The sequence below is a fragment of the Enemella evansiae genome (assembly GCF_004362375.1).
In the GTDB taxonomy this organism is placed as follows: domain Bacteria; phylum Actinomycetota; class Actinomycetes; order Propionibacteriales; family Propionibacteriaceae; genus Enemella; species Enemella evansiae.
Genome location: NZ_SNXA01000008.1, coordinates 1229240 through 1251061 on the forward strand (window position 1 = coordinate 1229240; position 21822 = coordinate 1251061).

Consider the following 21822-nt stretch of genomic DNA (forward strand, 5'->3'; position numbering starts at 1 on the left):
GTTTCTGGGTTCATCTCGACACGGTCGCTGCGCGACCTACTCGATGAACGGGTGTACCTGGCTGCGCGACCTACTCGATGAACGTGGGGGCTTGCTTCGGCTCGTCGCTGCAGGTCAGGGGAGGCGGCCGTGGTCCTTGAGCGCCAGGATGTTGCGGACGACGAGGGTGCCGCGCCATTCGGATTCGACGGCGGCCCACTCGTCGGCCTGGGCAGATCCCCAGTCCCAGAAGGGTTTCCAGGAGCCGTCTGGTTGTTGGGAGGCGATCGTGCGGTCCAGTGCGGTCTGCACCTCATCGGCCAGCAGCTCGGCGAGTGGATGGTCCGGGGCTGGTACCACCCAGAGCGGGTGGATGCCGTAGTCGGCGTAGTCGGCCTCGGTGCGCATCACACGCTCCGGCACGACGGCGACGAGCCAGTCCTCGACCTCCGCGCGCAACGGTTCCGGTGAGGCCGACTCACCGACCAGGTGCGCCAGCGCATCGTGCGCATTCACCTCATTCGGCCCGATCCCGGCCGCGACCACCTGGCGTACCTGCTCCCCCACCCGGGTCAGCAACTCGGTCGGGATCGCACCGGGCGCTGCCGCATCGTGCCGCCACAGGTGCGCCAGGATCGCGGCACCGGGGTTGGCGACGAACCCGCGGAACGTCTCCGCGAGCTGACCGGGTTCGGACTGGTCCCACCACGGAGCGTGCGGACTGGCCTGCGCACTGGGTGGCAGGAACGACCAGACGATCCGCCCGCGCGCATCGGTCTCGGCCTGCTCCACCAGCCAGCGGCAGGCCGCTGCCACCAACGGGTCGTCGGCCGGCACCCGGTGCGCCCGCATGATGTCCAACCCGGTGAGGGTCGCCAACGCGCTCGCCTCCGGAGCCCGGCAATCCGACTCCAGCGCTCGCCCGAATCCCCCGGCATCGGTCCAGTACGCCGTCAGCGCCTCGGTGACCGCGCTCGGCGAGGCACCGTCCAGCACGACCCGCAAACGGGCCTGTTCCAACGGCCGGCCGTGGTCGCTCACGTAGTCCCGGGCTCGTTGCACATTCTCGCGTCGCATCGTCTCCATGTCGGGAGCCTAGGAGTACGGACTGACAGTCGGTGGGTGCTGGGTTCATCTCGACACGCTCGCTGCGCGAGCTAGTCGATGAACGTGGGAGGACTCGCTGCGCGAGCTACTCGATGACCGTGGGAGGACTCGCTGCGCGAGCTGCTCGATGAACGTGGGAGGACTCGCTGCGCGAGCTACTCGATGAACGTCAGCGCAGCCGACACAGCAGGTCGGCGTACACCTCGGGGGAGGTGGTGTTCGCACCGAGCGGGAGGTCGGGTTTGCCGGTGCCGTGGTAGTCGCTGGAACCCGTGCCCAACGCCCCCAGCGAGTCGGCCAGCGCGCGCAACTCGGCGCGTACCGCTGATCCCGGCGGACCGTGGTCCACGTGATCGACCTCGAAACCATCCAGTCCGACACCGCTGACCAACTCCGCCAACACCTCCGGCCCGAGAACCGACCTGCTGCCGCGGCCCCACGGATGCGCGATCACCGCGACTCCCCCGGCGCCGTGCACCAGCCGGATCCCGTCCTCGACCGCTGCGGCGTACCGCTCGACATGCGCCGGGCCGTCGTCGGAAAGCCAACGGTCGAAGGCTTCCGTGCGATCGGCGACATAGCCGCGCGCGACCATCGCATCGGCCACGTGCGGCCGCCCGACCGACGGCGAATCCCCGGCGAACCCCCGCACCTCCGCCTCGGTCAGCGGCAACCCCAGCTCGGCGAGACGACCGAGCAGCCGCGGCAACCGGTTCTCCCGGCCATCACGGATCCGGGCCAGTTCGGCGGCCAGGTCCGGATCCGACTCGTCGACCCCGTAACCGAGCAGGTGCACCGAGGAATCCCCACGACGACAGGAGATCTCCACCCCGCGCAGCACCTCGACCCCCAGCCGCTCCCCCGCGGCGACCGCCTCCGCCAACCCGTCGAAGGTGTCGTGATCGGTCAGCGCGACCACCCGCAGTCCCAGATCAACCGCCCGCTGCACCAGCTCGGTCGGGGAATCGGTGCCGTCGGAGATGGTGGAGTGGGTGTGCAGGTCGATCCCGGAGCCCGGCATCAGGCGTTCTCGACCATCCGCTCCGCCGCGACCTCCTCGGTCGACGGGCTGGTGTCGAGCAGGGTACGCACCTGCCGCAGGCCGACCGACAACCGCGCCAGGTCCGGGCCCTCACCGCAGACCGCCTCGATCGCCGCCCGGGCCGCCGCCAGATCACCGACCCGCGCCGACCAGGCCTCGATGATCTGGGCGGGATCGTCCTCACCGGGAGCGGCGGAGAGTGCCTCGGCGGTCAGCTGGGCGCGAACCTGTTGCAGATCCTCCCGCAGCGCGCCGCGGGCCATGTCGTCCCAGCGATCCTGCCTGGGCAGCGCCGACACCCGGTCCAGCAGGGTGTCCAGGGCGAGATCCTCGGCCATCGCGAAGTGCACCCGCGCCACGGTGAGCACATCCCGGCCGGTGGCCTTCGCGGTCTGCACCATCGACAGCGCCTCGTGCAGCACCGCGGTGCCGGCGATCACCTCCGCCAGTTCGTCCGGCACCCCGTCGGCCCGCAGTTCCTCGGCCGCCTTCTGGTGCCGCTCCGCCAGCCGGCCGACGAGCAGGTCGTCGAGTTCGGCCTTGACCTGCTGCACCCCCTCGGCGAACTCGTCGATCCGGGCCTGCACGTCGACGGTGCCCCGGCGCCGCGCCAGCAGCCATCGCGTTCCGCGCTCCACCAACCGGCGCAGATCCAGCCGCATCCGGGTCTGCACGGCGGCATCGATCTTGTTGTCCAGGTTCGCCGACTGCACCTCGTGCAACCCGACCCGGAAGATGGATCGGGCGGCCAGCTGGGCCCGGATCACATCGGCCGGTTTCGCACCGGTCTCCTCGGCGAGCCGATAGAGGGCCGTGCTGCCCGCCGAGTTCACATAGCGGTTCACCGCGACGGTGGTGATGATCTCCCGGTGCAGTCGGTGCTCGGGCATCTGATCGGCGTAGCGCTCCCGCAACGGCTTCGGGAAGTACTGGATCAACCGGTCCGCGAGATACGGGTCGTCGGGCAGATCGGAGGCCAGGATCTCCTGCTCCAGCAGGATCTTCGAGTAGGACAGCAGGGTCGCGAGTTCCGGTGCGGTGAGCCCGCGTCCGGCCCGGATCCGGCGCTCCATCTCGGCGCTGTCCGGCATCGCCTCGATCCGTCGGTCCAGCAGCCCGATCTCCTCCATCCGCTGCATCCAGCGCTCGTGCATGCCGGCCATTTCCGCTGCCTGGGCAGCAGAATTCGCCAGGGTGAGGTTCTGGTCGTAGTTGTGCGCGAGCACCAGGTCGGCGACCTCGTCGGTCATCGACTCGAGCAGCTCGACCCGCTCGGCGTCGGTGAGCCGACCGGCCGCCATCTCGCTGGAGAGCAGGATCTTGATGTTCACCTCGTGATCGGAGGTGTCCACCCCGGCGGAGTTGTCGATGAAGTCGGTGTTGATCCGCCCACCCGCGGCGGCGTACTCGATCCGGCCGCGCTGGGTCAGGCCCAGGTTGCCGCCCTCGCCGACCGCCTTGGCGCGCAGCTCGTCACCGTTCACCCGCAGCCCGTCGTTGGCCTTGTCACCGACCTCGGCGTTGGTCTCGCTGCTGGCCTTCACATAGGTGCCGATGCCACCGTTCCAGAGCAGATCCACCGGCGCCTTGAGGATCGCGTTGACCAGGTCGGTCGGCGCCATCGCGCGGACGCCTTCATCGAGCCCGAGGACCTCGCGCACCTGCGGCGTGATCGGGATCGATTTCGCCTGCCTGGAATGGATTCCGCCGCCCTCGGAGATCAGCGAGGTGTCGTACGCCCCCCAGTTGCCCTGGTCGTCGAAGAGCCGCTTGCGCTCGGTCCAGGTGCGCTCGGGGTCCGGGTTCGGGTCGAGGAAGATGTGCTGGTGGTTGAACGCCGCGACCAGCTTGATGTGCTTGCTGAGCAGCATTCCGTTGCCGAACACGTCACCGGACATGTCGCCGATGCCGACACAGCTGAAGTCCTCGGTCTGGGTGTCGATGCCCATCTCACGGAAGTGTCGCTGCACCGAGACCCAGGCGCCGCGGGCGGTGATGCCCATCACCTTGTGGTCATAGCCGACCGACCCGCCGGAGGCGAACGCGTCGCCCAGCCAGAAGCCCCGGCGTACCGAGATCTCGTTGGCGGTGTCGGAGAAGGTCGCGGTGCCCTTGTCGGCGGCCACCACCAGATAGGGATCGTCGCCGTCGTGGCGGACCACATCGGTCGGCGGATCGATCTCCCCGTCGATGATGTTGTCGGTGACATCGAGCAGGGAGTTCACGAACAGTCGGTAGCTGGCCCGCCCGGCCTCGAACCAGGCCTGGCGATCCTGCGCCGGATCCGGCAGCTGCTTGGGATAGAAACCGCCCTTGGCACCGACGGGCACGATCACGGTGTTCTTCACCATCTGCGCCTTGACCAGGCCGAGCACCTCGGTGCGGAAGTCCTCCCGGCGATCGGACCAGCGCAGGCCACCGCGGGCGACGCTGCCGAATCGCAGGTGCACGCCCTCCAGTTGCGGGGAGCAGACGAAGATCTCGTACGCCGGCCGCGGCTCGGGCAGTAGGTCCAGTTCGCGCGGCAGCAGTTTGATCGCCAACGCCTGGCGGTCGTCGCGGAACGCGTTGGTGCGCACGATCGCCGAGATCACCGACCAGAAGGCGCGCAGGATCCGGTCCCGGTCGAGGGAGTCCACCTCGTCGAGCAGTTCGGTGATCCGCTCGTTCGCCGAGGTCACCCGCTGCTCGCGCTCCCCCGCGGGCACGGCCGGGTCGAAGCGGGCCGCGAAGAGCTCGACCAGCGCACCGGCCAGCTCGACCTCACCGAGCAGGGCCTGGGCGATGTAGTCCTGCGACCAGGTGGTGCCGGCCTGCTGCAGATAGCGGGAAATCGTGCGCAGCCAGTCGATCTGGCGATGATCGAGCCCGGCGGAGATGACCAGCCCGTTCAACCGATCGGACTCGGTCTCACCGCGATAGGCCGCCTGGAAGGCATCGTTGAACCGGTTCCGGGCATCGGGGGTCCAGCCGGAGAGGGCCTCGGCACCGCCGGGGATCCGGATCCCGAAGTCGTAGATCATCCCGTGCGCGTTGCCCGGCAGGGCGATCTCGTAGGGCCGCTCGTCGATGACGGTGACACCCATCCGGGTGAGATGCGGCAGCACCTCCGACAGCGTCATCGTGTTGCCGCGGCGGAAGACCTTGAGCCGCAGGTCGGCCCGGTCGCCGGCCTGGTCGGGGCGGTAGAGCACCATCGCCATCGCCTCGTCGGCGTCCAGCTTCGCCAGCGCGGCGACGTCCATCAATGCGTGCCGGGGTGAGAAATCCTCCTTGTAACCCTCCGGCAGCGCGGCGGCCAGCGGCGCCAACCGGGCCACCGACGGATTGCCCGCGGCACGCTCGGCGAAGTTGTCGTCCCAGCTGCGCACCGCCTGGGCGAGTTCCCGTTCCAGCGCGGGAACGTCGATGTCCGCGGCCGCCTGCTCACCGGCCGGCATCCGGACCACGAAATGCAACCGCGCCAGCACCGACTCGTTGGCGCGGGCCTCGAACTCCACCGAATCGCCACCGAGCCGCTCCAGCAGGATCTTCTCCATGGCGGTGCGGACCCGGGTGGTGTAGCGGTCCCGCGGCAGGAACACCATGCAGGAAACGAATCGCCCGTAGTGATCACGGCGCACGAACAGCCGCACCTGCCGGCGTTCCCGCAGCCGCGACATCTGCTCGATCATCGGGGCCAGCACCTCGGCCCGGGCCTGGAAGAGCTCGTCCCGCGGATAGGACTCGACGGTGGCCTTGATCGCCTTGGCACCGTGCGAATCGGCCGCGTACCCCGAATGCTCGAGGATGGCGCGCGCCTTGTCCTTCAGGCCCGGGATCCGCTCCACCGACTCGGTGTAGGCGGAGGCGGAGAACAGACCGAGGAAGCGGCGCTCGCCGACGATCTCGCCGTTGTCGCCGAAGACCCGCACTCCGACGTAGTCGAGATGGGCCGGCCGGTGCACCCGGGAGGTCTGATTGTCCTTGGTGACAACGACCAGCTGCGGTTCCTTGTCGGTGGCCGGGAGTGCGTGGAAGGGGTGCTCGGCCTCACCGTCGGCACGCAGGACACCCAGCCCGGTGTCGGGTACCGCCTCCAGCCGGGGGTCCGCGCCGTCCGCCTCGACCAGGGTGTATTCGCGATAACCCAGGAAGGTGAAGTGGTCCTCGTTGAGCCAGTTCAACAGCTCCATCGCGCTGCGCACCTGGGCATACGGATAGGGCACCGGCCGGTCCTGCAGCAGCTGGACCGTCTCCTCCATCCGACGCCGCATCAGCTGCCAGTCCTCGACCGCCTCGGCCACCGAGTTCAACACCTCGCGCAGGCCGGTCTCCAGGTCGGCGTACGCCTGGTCGCTGTCCGCGCCCAGCGGCGGGATCAGCTCCAGCTGGATCCAGGACTCCGGGACCACGTCCCGCTCCCCCGCCTGATCGGTGTGCACCACCTCGGTCAGCGCCCCGGATCGGTCGCGGCGGACCACGAACTGCGGGTGGTAGACCTCGCGCAGCTGCCAGCCCTGCCGCAGAGCCTCCATCGACACCGTGTCGACCAGGAACGGCCGGTCGTCGTTGACGATCTGCACCACGGCCTGGCCGACCTCCCAGCCGTCCTCGGCCTTGGTGGGCCACCAGGCGTGCAGGTTGGTCTGGCCCGCGGGGCGCTGGGCGGCCAGCCGGAAGTGGCTGCGGACCATCGAAAGCAGCGTCCGGGCGTCGTTCCGGATCACTTCATCGGGGTCGACGTGGCGGAAGTAGTGGCCGAGGAATTCCTGTGCCTGTTGGGAAGTGATGCCCAGCTCGGCCATCTCGTCACCGGCCAGTCTCGCCACCTCGCCGAGGCGCTGGGTCTTTTCTGCTTCCAATTCCGGGGCCGTTGTCGACACTGTTGCTTTCTCGTTCCTCTGCACTCGTCGGGTCTGCCTGCTGGGTGTCCCGGGGGCACCTCGATGTGCCCCTGCTGGGCAGCCTATCTCGCAATGCGGGCGCTGCTGCACCGGGTGGGCCCTCGGTAGTAGGGCCTGCTGGCTACCCGGCAGTAGGGCATGATGGCGGCATGGATATCTCCAGCACCGCCAGCTTTCCGGCCAAGCCCCTCGATGTGTTCGCCCTGCTCACCGATCGCGGCTTTCTCGAGGAGGTCGCCCGCGAACAGGGCGCGACGGAATGGGATGTGCAGGTGGTGAACGGCACCACCACTTCCAAGCGCACCCTGCCGGCCCCGCCGGAGGCGCAGCGCTTCACCGGCAACAACCTCACCGTGGTCGAGGAGATCGCCTGGGGCGAGGCCGCCTCGGACGGTTCGCGGACCGGCGCGCTCACCGTCAAGGTGCCCGGTCAGCCGATCGGCATGCAGGGCGAGGTACGCCTCAGCCCCGCCGGTGACGAGACGACCTGCACGATCACCGGTGACCTGAAGGCCAACATTCCCCTGCTGGGCCGCAAGATCGAGCAGATGGCCGCCCCGGCGATGCTGCAGGGCATCAAGGTCCAGGAGAAGGTCGGGCGCCGGCGGTTGGCCGGCTGATCATGCGGTGATCGGCCGGCTCAGTCCCCGCCGAGCTGCTCGTCGGGGACCCGGGCGGCGGTGCCGGAGATCGGATCGCTGACCTCGACGAAGGCGTCGCCCTCGTCGACCAGCTCGGTCACCGCCTCCAGCGGGGCATCGGTGGTCACCACATGGTCGAGTTCGGTGTCGTCGTCCTCGCCGGCGAAGCGCTCGATCTCGACCTCCGCGGCGTACCCCGCGGTGCGCAGCAGTTCCCCGTACTCGTCGGCGGTCAGCTCGTCGTCGCAATGGATCCGGATGGCCATCCACCAAGCCTAGCGCCACCCGTGCGTCCACGATCCAAGACAGATCGTCTTGCTCAGTGGACAGCAGTCGGTACGGGAGTGAGGCTGGAGCCGTGCACACCTACACCCACGGTCATCACGAATCGGTCCTGCGCTCCCATCGGTGGCGGACCGTGGCCAACTCGGCCGGTTACCTGGTCGACCAGTTGACCGGGAGCGAACATCTGCTCGACGTCGGCAGCGGCCCGGGCACGCTGACCGTCGACCTGGCCCGACACGTCGCTGCGGTCACCGCCCTGGAGACCGGTGCCGAGGAGCTGGAACTGTGCCGCCGGGAGGCTCGCGAGCAGGCCCAGGACAACGTGGACTTCCTGATCGGCGACATCACCGCCCTCAGCGAGATCGCCGACGACACCTTCGATGTGGTGCACGCCCACCAGGTGCTGCAGCATCTCGCCGATCCGGTGACGGCCCTGCGTGAGATGGCGCGGGTCACCCGGCCCGGTGGCCTGATCGCGGTGCGCGACGTCGACTACGCGACCTTCACCTGGTTCCCGCTGGATCCCCGACTGGATCGCTGGTTGGAGATCTATGAGCAGCTGGCCCGCAGCAACGGTGCCGAACCGGACGCCGGCCGGCGACTGCTGGCCTGGGCGCACGAGGCCGGGCTGGACGACCTCACCCCGACCGCGAGCAGCTGGTGTTTCGCCACCCCGGCGGACCGCTCCTGGTGGGGCGGCATGTGGGCCGACCGGGTGCTGCAGTCCCGGTTCGCGGAGCAGGCGTACGCCGAGGGTGCCAGCACCCCCGAGGAGCTCGAAGCGATCTCCCGGGCCTGGCTGGCCTGGGCCGAGCACCCCGACGGCTGGATGACCCAGACCCACGGTGAGCTGCTCGCCCGGGTGAGCTGAGACTCAGGCCGCGCGGCGGGCGTGGAGCACCTCGAGCAGCGCCCGGGCGTAGGCGTCCTCGGCGTCCCGGCCGTCGTGGAAACGGCCGTCGGCGAGCAGCACCCGGAAGCCGTCACCGCGGCTCTCCAACCGATCGAAGTCATCCCCCAGCGCGGTCCGCAGCTGGTCCTCCCGCGGCAACCAGCGCACCTCGGCCGCCGGGATCGAATCCAGCGCCCACTCGGTGGTGCCGTTGAAGCGGATCAGTTCCCCGGTGGAGAACTCCTCCACCTCGATGGTCATCTCGCTGACCACGAAGACCTCGGCATCCAGATCCCGGTCGGGGATCATGAAGCGGTCCCCGCTCCGCGGCCGCCAGGCCAGGCCGGCGTCGGCGAGTTGGGTCGCCAGCTCGCAGCTCAGCATCAGCTGGCCTTCGACTTCCGGGTGGACTTCGCCGCCGTCTTCTTGGCCGGCTTCTCCTCCTTGCCGGAATCGCTGCCCCCTTCGGCACGACGCTTCTTGGCCGCCTCCACCGATGCCCGCAGCGCCGCCACCAGATCCACCACGTCGGCATCGGAGGTGCTGGTCTCCTCCTCGGCGGGCACCTCGGTCCCGGCGAGCTTGGCGTTCACGACCTCCTCCAGGGCCTCCCGGTAGGAGTCGTGGTATTCCTCCGGGTTGAAGTCACCGGCGAGCGCGTCGATGAAGGTCTGCGCCATCTTCACCTCGGCGTCGGAGACCGTGATGTCCTCGCTCGGTGCGGCGAACTCGCCGTTGCGGATCTCGTCTGGCCAGATCATCGTGTGCATCAGCAGCTGGTCGTCCTTGACCCGGATCAGCGCCAGCGATTCCCGGTTCCGCAGCGCCACCTTGACCAGCGCCGACCGCCCGGAGGCCTTCAACGCATCGCGCAGCAGCACATAGGGCTTGGCGCCGGGCCCGTCGGCCTCCATGAAGTAGGTCTTCTCGAAATAGGTCGGGTCGACCTCGGAATCCTCGACGAACTGCACCACCTCGACCGACTTGGTGGTGGCCAGCGGCAGATTGTCGAAGTCGGACTTCTCCAGGATCGCCAGCCGGCCGTCGGGGGTCTCGTAACCCTTCGCGATGTCGGAGTAGGGGACCTCCTCCCCATCCTTCTCGCAGACCCGCTTGTATTTGATCCGGCCGCCGTCGGCAGCATGCACCTGGTGGAAGGAGATGTCCTTCTGCTCGGTGGCGCTGTACAGCTTGACCGGGATCGTCACCAGCCCGAAGGAGATGGCGCCCTTCCAGATGGATCGTGGCATCTCACGCGTCCTTTCTCGGATCGGCAGCGACCGGATCGGGATCGCGCAGGCCGTCCAGCGCCTGCGCCACCTCCGAGCCGTCGTACCAGAGCAGATCGTGCTCGGTCAGTACCCCGCGAACCTGGTCATCCTCCCAGAGCGCTTCGATCTCCTTGCCCTGCAGGGATTCGGCGTACGCCCGGAGCTCGGCCAGGTCCTCGGGCGCGTCGCGGAAGATCGCCCGCACCCGCCGCCAGGGCAGCTGCACCTGGCCCACCCGGCCGAGTTCGGGCCCGGTCGCCGCGGCGACGGGTGCCCGGTCGAGCTCGACGGCGACCACCAGTCGGTCACCCCCGTCGACCAGGCACTGCAGGGAGGCGAACAACTGCGCCGCGAAGTCGGCGTCCTCGTCGTCGGTGGGCTGGTAGCCGAAGGCCGCCCGCAACTCGTCGGTGGCGGCGAACACCTTGTCCGCAACGGATTGCGAACCCGTCTCGGCGAACCTGCGGACCGCCGCCGGGGTGGTCGCCCAGAAGACCATGGTGCCCATCAGTGACGTCCTCCCGTGCTCTTCTTCGCGGCGGTCTTCCTGGCGGTGGTCTTCTTCGCGGTGGTCTTCTTCGCGGTGGTCTTCTTCGTCGCCGGGGTCTTCGTTGCTGGGGTCTTCTTCACGGACGACTTCCTGGTCGTGGCCGTCTTCGTCGCAGTCTTCTTCGCTGCGGGCGCCTGCTGTGCCGCGGTCGTCTTCTTCGCCGGGGCCTTCTTCACCGCGGGCCGCCCGCTGGCCGCGTTCTTGGTGGCCGCCTCCTTCGTCACCGTTTTCTTCGGGGCCGTCTTCTTCGGGGCCGTCTTCTTCGCCGTCTTCTTGGGGGCCGGCTTCTTCGCGGCGCGGGTCGGTTGCCGGGCCTGTTCGGCCTGGGTGATGGTCTCGGCGAGTTCGTCGCGGGCGTCGTAGAGGCACTGCGCGAGCACGTCCAGATCGCTCATCGCGTCCCGGTCACCGGTGAGCCCGAAGAACACCTGCCCGTCATAGGAGGTCACCCCGATCGACAGCAGGTGCCCCGGCGCCAGCGGCAGCACCGGGAAGCTGGCCACCATCGGCGCACCCCCGGCGTAGAGGGGATGCTGCGGACCCGGCACGTTGGTGATCAGCAGATCGTGCGGGCGGCGGGAGAGCGACTCCCCCACCCGGACACCAAGGGCGTGCAGGGTGGTCGGCGCGAAACCGGCGATGTCGGAGATGGTCCGGGCGCCGACGGCGCGGCCGGTGTCGGTGTGGGCGCGGGTGCCGAAGGAGACCTGGTCCAGCCGCATCAACGCGTTGGACTCCCCGATCGGCAGCTGGATCAGGTGGGGCGCGACGTAGGACCCCAGTGAGGTGGGCTCGCCGTCCTCCTCGATCACGCTCATCGGGACCATGGCCAGCAGCTCACCCCGGCGGACCGTCTCCCCACGGGTGGCCAGCCAGTCCCGCAGCCCACCGGTGATGATCGCCAGCACCACGTCGTTGACCGTGTAGCGGCCGTTCATCCGCAGCTTCTTCAACTCGGCCAGCGACATGGTTGCCTGGGCGATCCGGCGCTGTTCGGAGGGGAAACCGGCCAGCGGCGAGGCGGCCCGGGCGCCCCCGCCGCGCAGGGCCGAGCCGGCCAGGTCGCTCACCGCGCCGCCGACCCCGCCGACCGCCTCCCCGACCGCCAGCGCGGTGCCGAGGAGGTGGGTGATGCCGCGTCGGGCGGAGTCGATCAGCGAGCCGGTGTCACCGAGCCCCTCGCGGACCGCGTCCACCACCAGATCGACCGGTCGCGGCTCGGGCGCGGGCTCCCAGGTGGAGGCACCGATCACCGCCTCGGAGCCCTCGTCCGGGGTGTCGTCGAGCAGCACCTGACCGATGTCGACCGCGTCCACCCCGTCAACCAGGCACTGGTGGGTCTTGGTGACCAGCGCGAAGCGGTTGTCCGCCAGCCCCTCGACCAGATAGACCTCCCACAGCGGCCGGGTGCGATCCAGGCGCCGCCCCATCACCCGCCCGACGAACTCCTGCAACTGGCGCATGGTGCCGGGCCGCGGCAGCGCGGAGCGGCGGACGTGGAAGGTGAGGTCGAAATCCTGGTCGTCGACCCAGACCGGTGCCGCCAGCGCACCGGGCACCGGCAGCACCCGCATCCGGTAGCGGGGCACGAAGTCCAGCCGTTGGGAGATCAGGGCGACCAATGCCTCGTAGTCGAAGTCGTCCGAGGCGGTGAACAGGTCCACCGTGCCCACGTGCGCTGGGGTGTGCTGGGTGTCGACGGCCAACATCGACACCTCGCGGGCCGTCAGGCGTTGCGGCATGCGTCCTCCACTCTGGGTCTCGCTGGCACCAACCTAGCCCAGCGCGGGGAACGATCCTCGGCCCGGTGAACCCGACTTGTCCACAGATTCTCCCCGGTGGCGCCCGATCCGCCCCCATCCGGGTCGGGATTGGGGCAGGTTGGGGTGATGACCGTGATCGAAGCCGCCGCACCGCTGGTACGCCCGTTGCCGGATCACCGGCCGGTCGCCCGGGACCGCAGCCGGCGACCCGAGCCGGCCACCCCGGTACCGCTGCCGCTGGCCGCCGACCCGGTGCCGGCGGTGCACACCCCTGCCCGGGATCCGGCGCTCGACCCGCGGTTGCGTGGTCAACTGCAGGGCCTGGCGACGGCGATCGTGGACGCGGTGGCCGGCCGTCGTCCCCTGCAGCAGTTGATCCGCTGGGTGGATGAGCGGGTGCTGGCCGAGCTGGCGCTGCGCTCCCGACTGTTCCGGCTGCGCGGCCGCAGCGTCGGCGTACGCTCGGTGCGGTTGCAGCGCACCGAGGATCGGGTGGAGGCCACGCTGCGGATCGGCGACGACGAGCACGGTGAGGCGCTCGCGCTGCGTTTCGACCTGCTCGGCAGCCGCTGGGTGTGCACCGTGGCCGACTTCGGCCCGACCCCGGGGCCGGGCGGGATCACGGGCGGTTGACGTAGACCTTGCCCGGGGTGGTCTCACCCAGCAGCTGGGACACCGTGACCAGGGTGTATCCCTGCGCCTTGAGGTCGCGGACGACATCGGGCACCGCGTTCACGGTGCTGGAGTGGATGTCGTGCATCAGCACGATCGATCCGGGCTTGGCCTGCTTGCGGATCGCGTCCCGGGTGGCCGCCGCGCTCTTGGTCTTCCAGTCGAAGGTGTCCACATCCCACATCACCACCGCCTCGCCGCTGGCGGCGGCGACGGAGTCCACGGCCGCGTTGCGGGCCCCGTAGGGCGGTCGGAAGAGGTTCACCTTCCGACCGATCGTCTGCTCCAGCAGCTCGTCGTTGCGGGTGATCTCCCGGTTCAGCTTGTCCTTGCTGGCGCCCGGCAGGTTGGCGTGCGAGGTGGTGTGGCTGCCGATCTCCATCCCCGGGGTGCCCGCGACCTGCTTGACGATGCCTGGGTTCGCCTTGATGTTCACCCCCTGCATGAAGAAGGTGGCCACCACCTGCTCATCGGTGAGGGTGCGCAGCAGTTTCGGGGTGTCCTTGCCGGGGCCGTCGTCGAAGGTCAGCGCGATGCACTTCAGCTGGCTGCAGTCGACCTTCGCACCCGGTGCCGGCTGGGCCACCGGCACCGCCGGCGCGGTCGCCGACGGCTTCGCCGAGGCGGACGGTTTCGCGCTCTGCCCGGGTTTCGCGCTCTGGCCGGGTTTCGCGGTCGCCGTCGCCCGGGGTGACGGGGTCGCCGCAGCCGGTGTGGTCGCTGCCGGCGAGGGTGCCGCGCTGGAGGTGGCCGGGGCGGGCGTGCTGGCCGGCGGTTGGGTCGCCGGTGCCGCCGGCGGGGCGGGTACGGCGGTCTCCTGCGTACCCGAGGCACAGCTCGTCAGTGCGGCGAGCGCCAGGCTGGCGGCACCGAAACGCAGGGCATGGGAGGCGGGCAGGCGCATGGGCGCCATCCTAAGAGCCCGACAGGCCCCTTCGTGGCCGAAACGCGGCGGAAATCACCGCAGTCGGCGGATCGCTCAGCTGCCCTTCCGGCCGTGGCACTGCTTGTACTTCTTGCCGGAGCCACACGGGCAGGGCTGGTTGCGGCCGGTGCCGGCGTACTCGTCCTCGGTTGCCTCGGACTCGACGACCCGCTCCGGGTTGCCGTCCTCACCGGGGCCGGACAGGCTGAGCTGCTGCGGCGTACGCGACTCGCCACCGCGGATGTGCAGCTTCTCCCCCTGCGTGGCCGCCGCCTGGGTGGCCGGCTCCTTCTCCCGCTCATCCGCCGCCGCGGCCTTCAGTTCGGCGGTGCTCGGCTCGGGGGTGTCGTCGGCGGCGTTCTCCCCGGAACCGGCGGCCAGCATCGCCTCCAGGGTCGCCACCGACACCTCGTTGCCGTCGGCGTCGGTCACCTGGGAGACCTGCGGCGTCTCGACCTCGACCTGGAAGACGAAGCCGACGACCTCCTCCATGAAGGCCTCCATCATGGCGTTGAACATGTCGCCGCCCTCGCGCTGGTACTCGACCAGCGGATCGCGCTGCGCCATCGCGCGCAGGCCGATGCCCTCGCGGAGGTAGTCCATCTCGTAGAGGTGCTCGCGCCACTTGCGGTCCAGCACGGTGAGCAGCACCTGCCGCTCCAGCTCGCGCATGTTCTCCTCGCCGAGCTCGGCCTCACGCTTGTCGTAGGCGTCCTGGGCGTCGTCCTTGAAGTCCTCGACGAGCTGGTCCTGGTCGATCTCGACCTCTTCGTAGTCCTCGATCTTCAGCCCGACCGGGTAGAGGGTGCGCATATCGGTCCAGAGCTGCTCGAGGTCCCAGTCCTCGGTGAAACCCTGGGTGCCGCCGCGGACGTACTGCTCGACGACGCGGTCCACGGTGCTGCGCAGCTGCTCCTGGACGTCGGCGCCCTCCAGCACCTGGCGGCGGTCGCCGTAGATGGCGTGCCGCTGCCGGTTCATCACGTCGTCGTATTTGAGCACGTTCTTGCGCATCTCGAAGTTCTGCGACTCGACCTGCTTCTGCGCGCTGGCGATCGAGTCGGAGACCCGCTTGTTCTCGATCGGCTGGTCGTCGGGGATCTTCAGCGCCTGCAGCACCCACTCCACGATGTCGGACTTGAACAGCCGCATCAGGTCATCGCCCAGGGACAGATAGAACCGGGACTCCCCCGGGTCACCCTGACGCCCGGAACGACCGCGCAACTGATTGTCGATCCGCCGCGACTCGTGCCGCTCGGAGCCGATCACATAGAGCCCGCCGAGCTCGACGACCTCCTCGTGCTCGTCGGCGACCTGCTGCTCGATGGCCTGCAGGGTGTCGGCCCAGCGGACCTCGTATTCCTCCGGGGTCTCCACCGGGTCATAACCCTGGGCGCGCAACTTCTCATCGGCCAGGAACTCGGCGTTACCGCCGAGGATGATGTCGGTACCACGACCGGCCATGTTGGTGGCGACCGTGACCGCACCCTTGTGTCCGGCGCGGGCGACGATCGCGGCCTCGCGCGCGTGGTTCTTGGCGTTCAGCACCTCGTGCTTCACCCCGGCGGCGGTGAGCATCTTGCTGAGCACCTCGGACTTCGCGACCGAGGCGGTACCGATCAGGATCGGCTGACCCTTCTCATGCCGCTCGGCGACGTCTTCGATGATCGCTTCGAACTTGGCGATCTCGGTGCGGTAGATGAGGTCCTTGTTGTCCTTGCGGATCATCGGCTTGTTGGTGTCGATCGGGATCACCGACAGGCCGTAGATCTTCTGGAACTCCGATTCCTCGGTCTTGGCCGTACCGGTCATGCCGGCGAGCTTGTCGTACATCCGGAAGAAGTTCTGCAGGGTGACGGTGGCCAGCGTCTGGTATTCGTCTTTGATCTCGACCTGTTCCTTGGCCTCGATCGCCTGGTGCAGACCCTCGTTGTAGCGGCGGCCGTGCAGCGTACGCCCGGTGTGCTCATCGACGATCAGCACCTCGCCGTTGATCACCACGTAGTCGCGGTCGAGCTTGAACAGCTCCTTGGCCTTGATGGCGTTGTTCAGATACGAGATCAGCGGGGTGTTCGCCGACTCGTAGAGGTTCTCGATGCCGAGCCGGTCCTCGACGACCTCGATACCGGGCTCCAGGATCGAGATCGTCTTCTTCTTCTCGTCGACCTCGTAGTCGTGGTCCCGCTTCATCCGCTTCACGATCCGGGCGAACTCCGGGTACCATTCGTGGGTGTCCTCGGCCGGGCCCGAGATGATCAGCGGGGTCCGGGCCTCGTCGACCAGGATCGAGTCGACCTCGTCGACGATCGCGTAGTGGTGGCCGCGCTGCACGCACTCCTCGATGGAGCGGGCCATGTTGTCGCGCAGGTAGTCGAAGCCGAACTCGTTGTTGGTGCCATAGGTGATGTCGGCGGCGTACGCCTTGCGCCGCTGCGACGGATCCATGTGGGAGAGGATCACGCCGACCTCGAGACCGAGGAAGCGGTGCACGCGGCCCATCTGCTCGGACTGGGTCTCGGCCAGGTAGTCGTTGACGGTGACGACGTGCACGCCCTCACCGGAGAGCGCGTTCAGATAGGCCGGCAGGGTCGCGACCAGGGTCTTGCCCTCACCGGTCTTCATCTCGGCGATGTTGCCCAGGTGCAGGGCCGCACCGCCCATGATCTGCACGTCGAAGTGCCGCTTGCCGAGCACCCGGCGGGAGGCCTCGCGGACGGTGGCGAAGGCCTCGGCCATCAGTTCGTCGAGGGTCTCCCCGTCGGCGAGGCGCTGCTTGAACTCATCGGTCTGCGCGCGCAACTCCTCATCGGACATCGCCTCGAAGTCCTCCTCGATGAGGTTGACCTTGTCGGCCACCGCCTTCAGGCGACGGAGGACCTTGCCCTCACCGAGATGCAGCAACTTGTCGAAAACGGCCACGAGATTCCTGGCTCCCTTGATGTCCAACGCTGGTGTTCGTACGCCGCACAGTGGCGGCAGCCTTCCCCATCGTAGGGGGTCGAGGCCAACCGTGCAGATCGGTATCCTTACCGGGCTCGCCCCACCTTGCCTGTCGAACGGAGACGACCGTGGCGCACCCGCCCCTGACCGAGGCCGAGGCCGACGCGCTGGCCGAGGTGCTGCAAGGAATCGCCTCCCCGGTCCGGCTCCGGGTGCTGGCGCTGCTGCGGCACGGCCCACACACGGTCGGTGAGCTGACCGCCGAGCTCGGCGTCGGGCAGAGCACGGTCTCCAACCACCTGCGGGTGCTGCGGCACGTGAAGCTGGTCGCCGGCGACCGGGACGGCCGGACCGTCAGCTACCGGCTGCTGGACGCCCACGTGGCCCAGTTCCTCGATCAGGCGATCGAGCACATGGGCCACGTGGAGGTCGAGGGATCCTAGGATCGGGGTTCCGCCTCGTGCTCGATGCCCTCGTGCTCCCGGCCGACCTGGAAGCGCAGCAGGGTGAGCGCGATCAGCACGACCACGATCGTCGAGCCCTCGTGGACCAGCACCGCGGGCCCGATGCCCAGGCCGAGCAGGGACAGGGTGACCAGGCCGATCACCACCACCAGGCTGAAGATCAGGTTGATCCGGATGATCTGGCTGGTCTGCCGGGACAACCGGACGATGAACGGCAACCGGCCGATGTCGTCCGACATCAGCGCCACCTCGGCGGTCTCCAGCGCCACCGGGGATCCGGCGGCACCCATCGCGATCCCGACGGTGGAGTTGGCCATCGCGGGGGCGTCGTTCACCCCGTCGCCGATCATCGCCGACCGGGTACCGGCGCGGGTCGTGGTGGCCACCGCACCGACCTTGTCCTCGGGCATCAGACCGCCGCGGACCTCGTCGGCGCCGACATCCCGGCCGACCGCCGAGGCCACCTGCTGGTGGTCACCGGAGAGCATCACGATCTGCTCGACCCCGGCGTCGCGCAGCGAGTTGACCATCGGTGCCGATTCGGCCCGCGGCGGGTCCATCAGGCCGACCACGCCGAGGATCTTCTCGGGGGTGCCGACGATCATGATGGTGCGCCCGTCGGCCTGCAGCTGGTCGACCATCGCGCCGACCGCGGGCGGCAGTTCCGCCCACATCCGGGGGCTGCCGACCTGCACCTCCTGACCTTCGAAGCGGGCCCGGACACCCAGCCCGGTCACCGATTCGACATCGGTGGCCTCGGGCAGCGAGTCGGCGTCCTCGGGTCGCAGGTCGCGGACCACCGCGGCGGCCAGCGGGTGACCGCTGAGCCGTTCGACGGCGTACGCCGTGCGCCGCAGTTCGGCCTCGCTGACGCCCGGTGCGGTGCGGATGTCGGTAACCCGGGGACGGCCCCAGGTCAGGGTGCCGGTCTTGTCGAAGTAGGCGACCTGGATCCGGCCGAGGTTCTCCAGCGGGCCGCCGCCCTTGACCAGGACGCCGGCGCGGGCGGCGCGGGCGACGCCGGCCAGGATCGCACTGGGGGTCGCGATGGCGAGCGCACAGGGGCTGCCGGCGACCAGCACCACCATGGCCAGATAGAAGCTGGGTGAGAACCCGCGGTCGAGCACGAAGGCGCCGACCAGGAAGACGGTGATCACCAGCAGCAGCACCGCGGGGATGTACCAGCGCTGGAATCGGTCCAGGAAGCGCTGGGTGGGCGATTTCGAGGATTCGGCCTCGCGGACGAGCTGGACCAGCCGGGCCAGGGTGGAGTCCTCGGCGCGGCGGGTGACCAGCACGTCGATCCCACCGGAGCCGTTGACCGTGCCGGAGAAGACGGTGCTCTCCGGGCCGACGGTGTCGGGAGCCTGCTGGGCGCGGGCCCGGTCGGTGACGGCGACCTTGTCCACCGGGATGCTCTCCCCGGTGACCGAGGACTGGTCCACCGCGGTGGAACCGGCGATCACGATGCCGTCGGCGGGGATCCGGTCGTCACCGCGGACCACGCAGACATCACCCGGTACCAGGTCATCGACGGCGACCTCGACGACCGCCTGGTCCCGGCGTACCCGCGCGACCCGCGGCATCATCGCGGCCAGCGCCTCGATCGAGGCGCGCGCCTTGGCCATCGCGACCTCCTCGAGGGCGTGGCCGAGGCTGAACAGGAACAGCAGCACCGCCCCCTCGGCCCAGCGGCCGATGCTGGCGGCACCGATGGCGGCGACGATCATCAGGAAGTCGACCTCGAAGCGTCGCTTGCGGATCGAGGCGATCACCTCCTGGATGGTGTAGAAGCCGCCGAAGAAGTAGGTCGCCAGGAAGGCGAGCCAGGCCGCGGTGTCGGCCTTGACGAGGTATTCGAGGATCAATCCGGTGAAGTACGCGACCCCGGCGAGGATCGCGAAGACGAGCTCACGGTGCTCGTGCGGCGCTTGTGCTGCGGCCGGGGCCTGCCCGGCGTCGGTCTCGGTGTTCATGATTTGAACGATATATCATGATGTTGTGATGTTTCAATAGAGCGCTGCCGGATCCGATCCGATCCGGCAGAACTCTTCCGGCCGACCGCACAGTCCGCGGCACCAGGACTGTGGATAGTCCCTGACAAGTTCAGGGGCCGCGCGCCGACCGGGATCAGCGACCGGCCAGGGGGTCCTCGCCGTCAACGCTGCCGTCCAGACCGGCCGCGTCGCCGTAGACGTCGCGGCCCTCGGCGAGCCGCCGCTCATCGGCCGGTACGTCGCTGTCCCCCACCGCGTCGACGTTCCAGTCATCGCCGCTCAACTGTTCGACCTCGCGCAGGCTGTCGCCTTCGGAGATCATCTGGTCCTGGTCGCGGTTGCCCTGCTCGGCGGCCGCGGAGTCGTCCTCGCCGAACTCGTCGCCGAAGTCGGCCCATTCGTTGATCTCATCGCCGGAGGCGCGGACCCGCTCGTCCTCCATGATCTGGTCGGCACCCTCGACACCGGTGCCGTATGCGCCCTCGGAGCCCGGCGCGATGCCGTCGTAGTCGTCGCCCTGATCCGGGTCGTCCAGGTCCTCGGTGTCCTCGATCTCGAAGGAGACGTCGTCGGCGGTCGGGTCGAACTCGTCGTCGGTGCTGCGGGCCATGGGGTACCTCCTGATCGGTCGATCCTGGGACGGTGCAGAGTCTATTGGTCGGCGACGAAGAGCTCGCACTCCGCGTCGTAGTAGTCGCGGGTCCGGCCACGGTGGGTCATTCCGATCCGTTCGCAGATCCGCATCGAGGCGGTGTTCTCCGGATCGGTGACCGCCACCACCCGCGGCAGTCCCGAGGCCAGTGCGTGCGCCAGCACCGCCGCCGCGGCCTCCGAGGCGTACCCGCGGCCACCGTGGTCGGGATGCTGCCGCCAACCGATCTCGACATCATCGAGTGGTACGCCGGCCGAGGCCGGGATCGGCTTGCACATGATCATCGCGACCGGCGTACCGTCCGCGCGCAGGGTGGCGCAGTAGAAGCCGTGCACCGGATGCTCGGCCAGGGTCTGGAACCGCCGGGTCTGCGCCAGCGCGGCGGCCCGGTCGGTGGCGACCTGCTTGGGGATGAACCGCGCGATCCCGGGATGGGTGTGCAGTTCGTGCACGAAATCGAGGTCGTCGTCGGTGAAGGCACGCAACCGCAATCGCTCGGTGGTCAGCTCACGCATCGACGCATTTCCTTTCACCGCAGGGCTTTCTGCAGCTCGGGGGCCAGATCGCCGCGCGGCACCGCCCGGATCGCAGGCAACCCCAGCCAGCCGGCCAGCTCCGCCAACTCGGCTGCCAGCTCCCGTGCCACCACCGGTGCGTCCTGGCCGGGCTCGGACCACGCGGACTGGACGACCAGTTCACCGGCCGAGCGATCCGCCTTCAGATCGACCCGGGCGACGAACTCCTCACCGAGCAGGAACGGGTACACGTAGTAGCCGTATCGCCGCTTCTCGGCCGGCACATAGATCTCGATCCGGTAGTCGAAGCCGAACAGCCCGGCCAGCCGGCGTCGCTCGAAGACCATCGAGTCGAAGGGGCTGAGCAGTGCCCGTGCCTCGACCCGGCGCGGTCGGCGGGCCTGGTGCCACAGGTATGCCGGACCCCAGCCAGGCACCTGCACCGGTTCCAGCTCACCGGCCGCCACCAGCTCGGCCACCGCCGCCTTCGTCTCGGCCACCGACAGCCGGAAATAGTCGGCCAGGCAGGAAATGGTGCCGATGCCGAGTGCGGTCGCGGCCCGGCGCACCAGGGTCAGATGGGATTCGGTGACGCTGGGGGTCGGCTCCTCGACCACCGCGGCCGGCAGCACCCGCTCGGGCAGCGCGAAGGCCCGCTCGAACTGGCTGTTGCGGTGCGCGGAGGTGATCCGACCGCACCAGAACAGCCACTCCAGCGCGGTCTTCACCTCCGACCAGTTCCAGCCCCAGTGGTCGCGGCGGCGCTCCTCGACGTGTTCGATCTCGCGGGCGGTGATCGGTCTGCGCGCGTCGGCGACCTCGGCGTACACCCGTTCGACCAGCCCGGGCTGTTCGGCCTGCATCCGCCGGATCCGGCCCCAGGCCTCCTCGGCGGCCCGCTCCATCCGGAACCGCAGCGCCGGTTGCAGGGCGACGTCGACCAGGCTCGCGGCGTGCCCCCAGTATTCGAAGAGCCGGCGCGGCGGGCGATGGGTGGCGCGGGCCAGCAGGTCGGTGTCGTAGGCCCCCAGCCGGGAATAGAGCGGGAACTGATGCGCCCGGGCGACGACGTTGATCGAGTCGATCTGGAACTGGCCGAGCCGGCTGATCACCTGCTGCACCTGCCGCATCGTCACCTGCTGCGGGCGGGGGGTCGCCAGCCCCTGGGCCGCGATGGCGATCCGGCGGGCGGCGGCTGGGCTGATCGTGGTCACCCGCCCGAGCCTAAATGGCGCTGCCGA

At 69.3% G+C, this 21822-nt stretch carries 18 protein-coding genes; 4 read left to right on the top strand and 14 right to left on the bottom strand.

What is annotated here, in order from left to right:
* Positions 1 to 114: 114 nt before the first annotated feature.
* From C8D81_RS06415 to C8D81_RS06425, 3 genes are all read right to left on the bottom strand, one after another.
* A complete protein-coding gene (locus C8D81_RS06415; RefSeq protein ID WP_133625717.1) occupies positions 115 to 1065 on the bottom strand; it encodes a hypothetical protein in 951 nt (316 codons plus the stop codon).
* 190 nt (positions 1066 to 1255) lie between these two features.
* Positions 1256 to 2107, bottom strand: coding sequence for a PHP domain-containing protein (locus C8D81_RS06420; protein WP_133625718.1), 852 nt, complete (start codon positions 2105 to 2107; stop codon positions 1256 to 1258).
* On the bottom strand, positions 2107 to 6993 hold the full coding sequence (locus C8D81_RS06425) for an NAD-glutamate dehydrogenase (RefSeq protein WP_133625719.1): 4887 nt from the start codon (positions 6991 to 6993) through the stop codon (positions 2107 to 2109). Before C8D81_RS06425 ends, C8D81_RS06420 begins: the two co-directional genes overlap by 1 nt.
* Positions 6994 to 7163: 170 nt before the next feature.
* Between C8D81_RS06425 and C8D81_RS06430 the strand changes: the two genes are divergently transcribed.
* Positions 7164 to 7634, top strand: a complete 471-nt coding sequence (locus tag C8D81_RS06430; protein WP_094355481.1) for a DUF2505 domain-containing protein — start codon at positions 7164 to 7166, stop codon at positions 7632 to 7634.
* Positions 7635 to 7654: 20 nt separating this feature from the next.
* On the opposite strand, the gene C8D81_RS06435 is transcribed toward C8D81_RS06430, so the two are convergent.
* Positions 7655 to 7921 carry a hypothetical protein gene (locus C8D81_RS06435; protein ID WP_094355482.1) on the bottom strand — a complete coding sequence of 89 codons (267 nt, stop codon included), beginning with the start codon at positions 7919 to 7921 and terminating at the stop codon, positions 7655 to 7657.
* A gap of 92 nt (positions 7922 to 8013) precedes the next feature.
* On the opposite strand from C8D81_RS06435, the gene C8D81_RS06440 reads away from it, so the two are divergent.
* A complete protein-coding gene (locus tag C8D81_RS06440) occupies positions 8014 to 8811 on the top strand; it encodes a class I SAM-dependent methyltransferase (protein WP_094355483.1) in 798 nt (265 codons plus the stop codon).
* 3 nt (positions 8812 to 8814) lie between these two features.
* Here C8D81_RS06440 and C8D81_RS06445 read toward each other — a convergent pair whose 3' ends face one another.
* Genes C8D81_RS06445 through C8D81_RS06460 form a run of 4 tightly spaced genes read right to left on the bottom strand, consistent with a single transcriptional unit; the run spans position 8815 to position 12395 of the window.
* Complete coding sequence (locus tag C8D81_RS06445) at positions 8815 to 9216, bottom strand: pilus assembly protein CpaE (RefSeq protein WP_133625720.1); 402 nt, start codon at positions 9214 to 9216, stop codon at positions 8815 to 8817.
* Complete coding sequence (ku, locus tag C8D81_RS06450; RefSeq protein ID WP_094403710.1) at positions 9216 to 10082, bottom strand: non-homologous end joining protein Ku; 867 nt, start codon at positions 10080 to 10082, stop codon at positions 9216 to 9218. The genes C8D81_RS06445 and ku overlap by 1 nt, the downstream gene beginning before the upstream one ends.
* A gap of 1 nt (position 10083) precedes the next feature.
* Positions 10084 to 10611 (bottom strand): DUF6912 family protein, encoded by a 528-nt coding sequence (locus C8D81_RS06455; protein WP_133625721.1) that lies wholly within the window; start codon positions 10609 to 10611, stop codon positions 10084 to 10086.
* Entirely contained in the window at positions 10611 to 12395 is a 1785-nt protein-coding gene (locus C8D81_RS06460; RefSeq protein ID WP_133625722.1) for a wax ester/triacylglycerol synthase family O-acyltransferase, read from the bottom strand. Before C8D81_RS06460 ends, C8D81_RS06455 begins: the two co-directional genes overlap by 1 nt.
* Before the next feature lie 147 nt (positions 12396 to 12542).
* Between C8D81_RS06460 and C8D81_RS06465 the strand changes: the two genes are divergently transcribed.
* Positions 12543 to 13049 carry an Rv3235 family protein gene (locus C8D81_RS06465; RefSeq protein ID WP_133625723.1) on the top strand — a complete coding sequence of 169 codons (507 nt, stop codon included), beginning with the start codon at positions 12543 to 12545 and terminating at the stop codon, positions 13047 to 13049.
* On the opposite strand, the gene C8D81_RS06470 is transcribed toward C8D81_RS06465, so the two are convergent.
* A complete protein-coding gene (locus C8D81_RS06470; RefSeq protein ID WP_133625724.1) occupies positions 13036 to 13992 on the bottom strand; it encodes a polysaccharide deacetylase family protein in 957 nt (318 codons plus the stop codon). The genes C8D81_RS06465 and C8D81_RS06470 overlap by 14 nt on opposite strands.
* A gap of 75 nt (positions 13993 to 14067) precedes the next feature.
* On the bottom strand, positions 14068 to 16932 hold the full coding sequence (gene secA / locus C8D81_RS06475) for a preprotein translocase subunit SecA (RefSeq protein WP_133625725.1): 2865 nt from the start codon (positions 16930 to 16932) through the stop codon (positions 14068 to 14070).
* A 149-nt stretch (positions 16933 to 17081) separates the two neighbouring features.
* Here secA and C8D81_RS06480 point away from each other — a divergent pair, with 149 nt between their 5' ends.
* Positions 17082 to 17396, top strand: a complete 315-nt coding sequence (locus tag C8D81_RS06480; RefSeq protein WP_094355491.1) for an ArsR/SmtB family transcription factor — start codon at positions 17082 to 17084, stop codon at positions 17394 to 17396.
* Here C8D81_RS06480 and C8D81_RS06485 read toward each other — a convergent pair.
* The 4 genes from C8D81_RS06485 to C8D81_RS06500 all read right to left on the bottom strand — a co-directional run bounded on the left by C8D81_RS06485 (position 17393) and on the right by C8D81_RS06500 (position 21795).
* Positions 17393 to 19393 carry a heavy metal translocating P-type ATPase gene (locus C8D81_RS06485; protein ID WP_133625726.1) on the bottom strand — a complete coding sequence of 667 codons (2001 nt, stop codon included), beginning with the start codon at positions 19391 to 19393 and terminating at the stop codon, positions 17393 to 17395. The two genes, C8D81_RS06480 and C8D81_RS06485, sit on opposite strands and share 4 nt — an antisense overlap.
* Before the next feature lie 154 nt (positions 19394 to 19547).
* Positions 19548 to 20024 (bottom strand): hypothetical protein, encoded by a 477-nt coding sequence (locus C8D81_RS06490; protein WP_133625727.1) that lies wholly within the window; start codon positions 20022 to 20024, stop codon positions 19548 to 19550.
* Between the two features lie 41 nt (positions 20025 to 20065).
* The gene (locus C8D81_RS06495) at positions 20066 to 20581 is read right to left on the bottom strand and encodes a GNAT family N-acetyltransferase (protein ID WP_133625728.1); all 516 of its coding nucleotides are present in this window, start codon (positions 20579 to 20581) and stop codon (positions 20066 to 20068) included.
* 14 nt (positions 20582 to 20595) lie between these two features.
* Positions 20596 to 21795 carry a winged helix-turn-helix domain-containing protein gene (locus C8D81_RS06500; protein ID WP_229237928.1) on the bottom strand — a complete coding sequence of 400 codons (1200 nt, stop codon included), beginning with the start codon at positions 21793 to 21795 and terminating at the stop codon, positions 20596 to 20598.
* Positions 21796 to 21822: the final 27 nt, after the last annotated feature.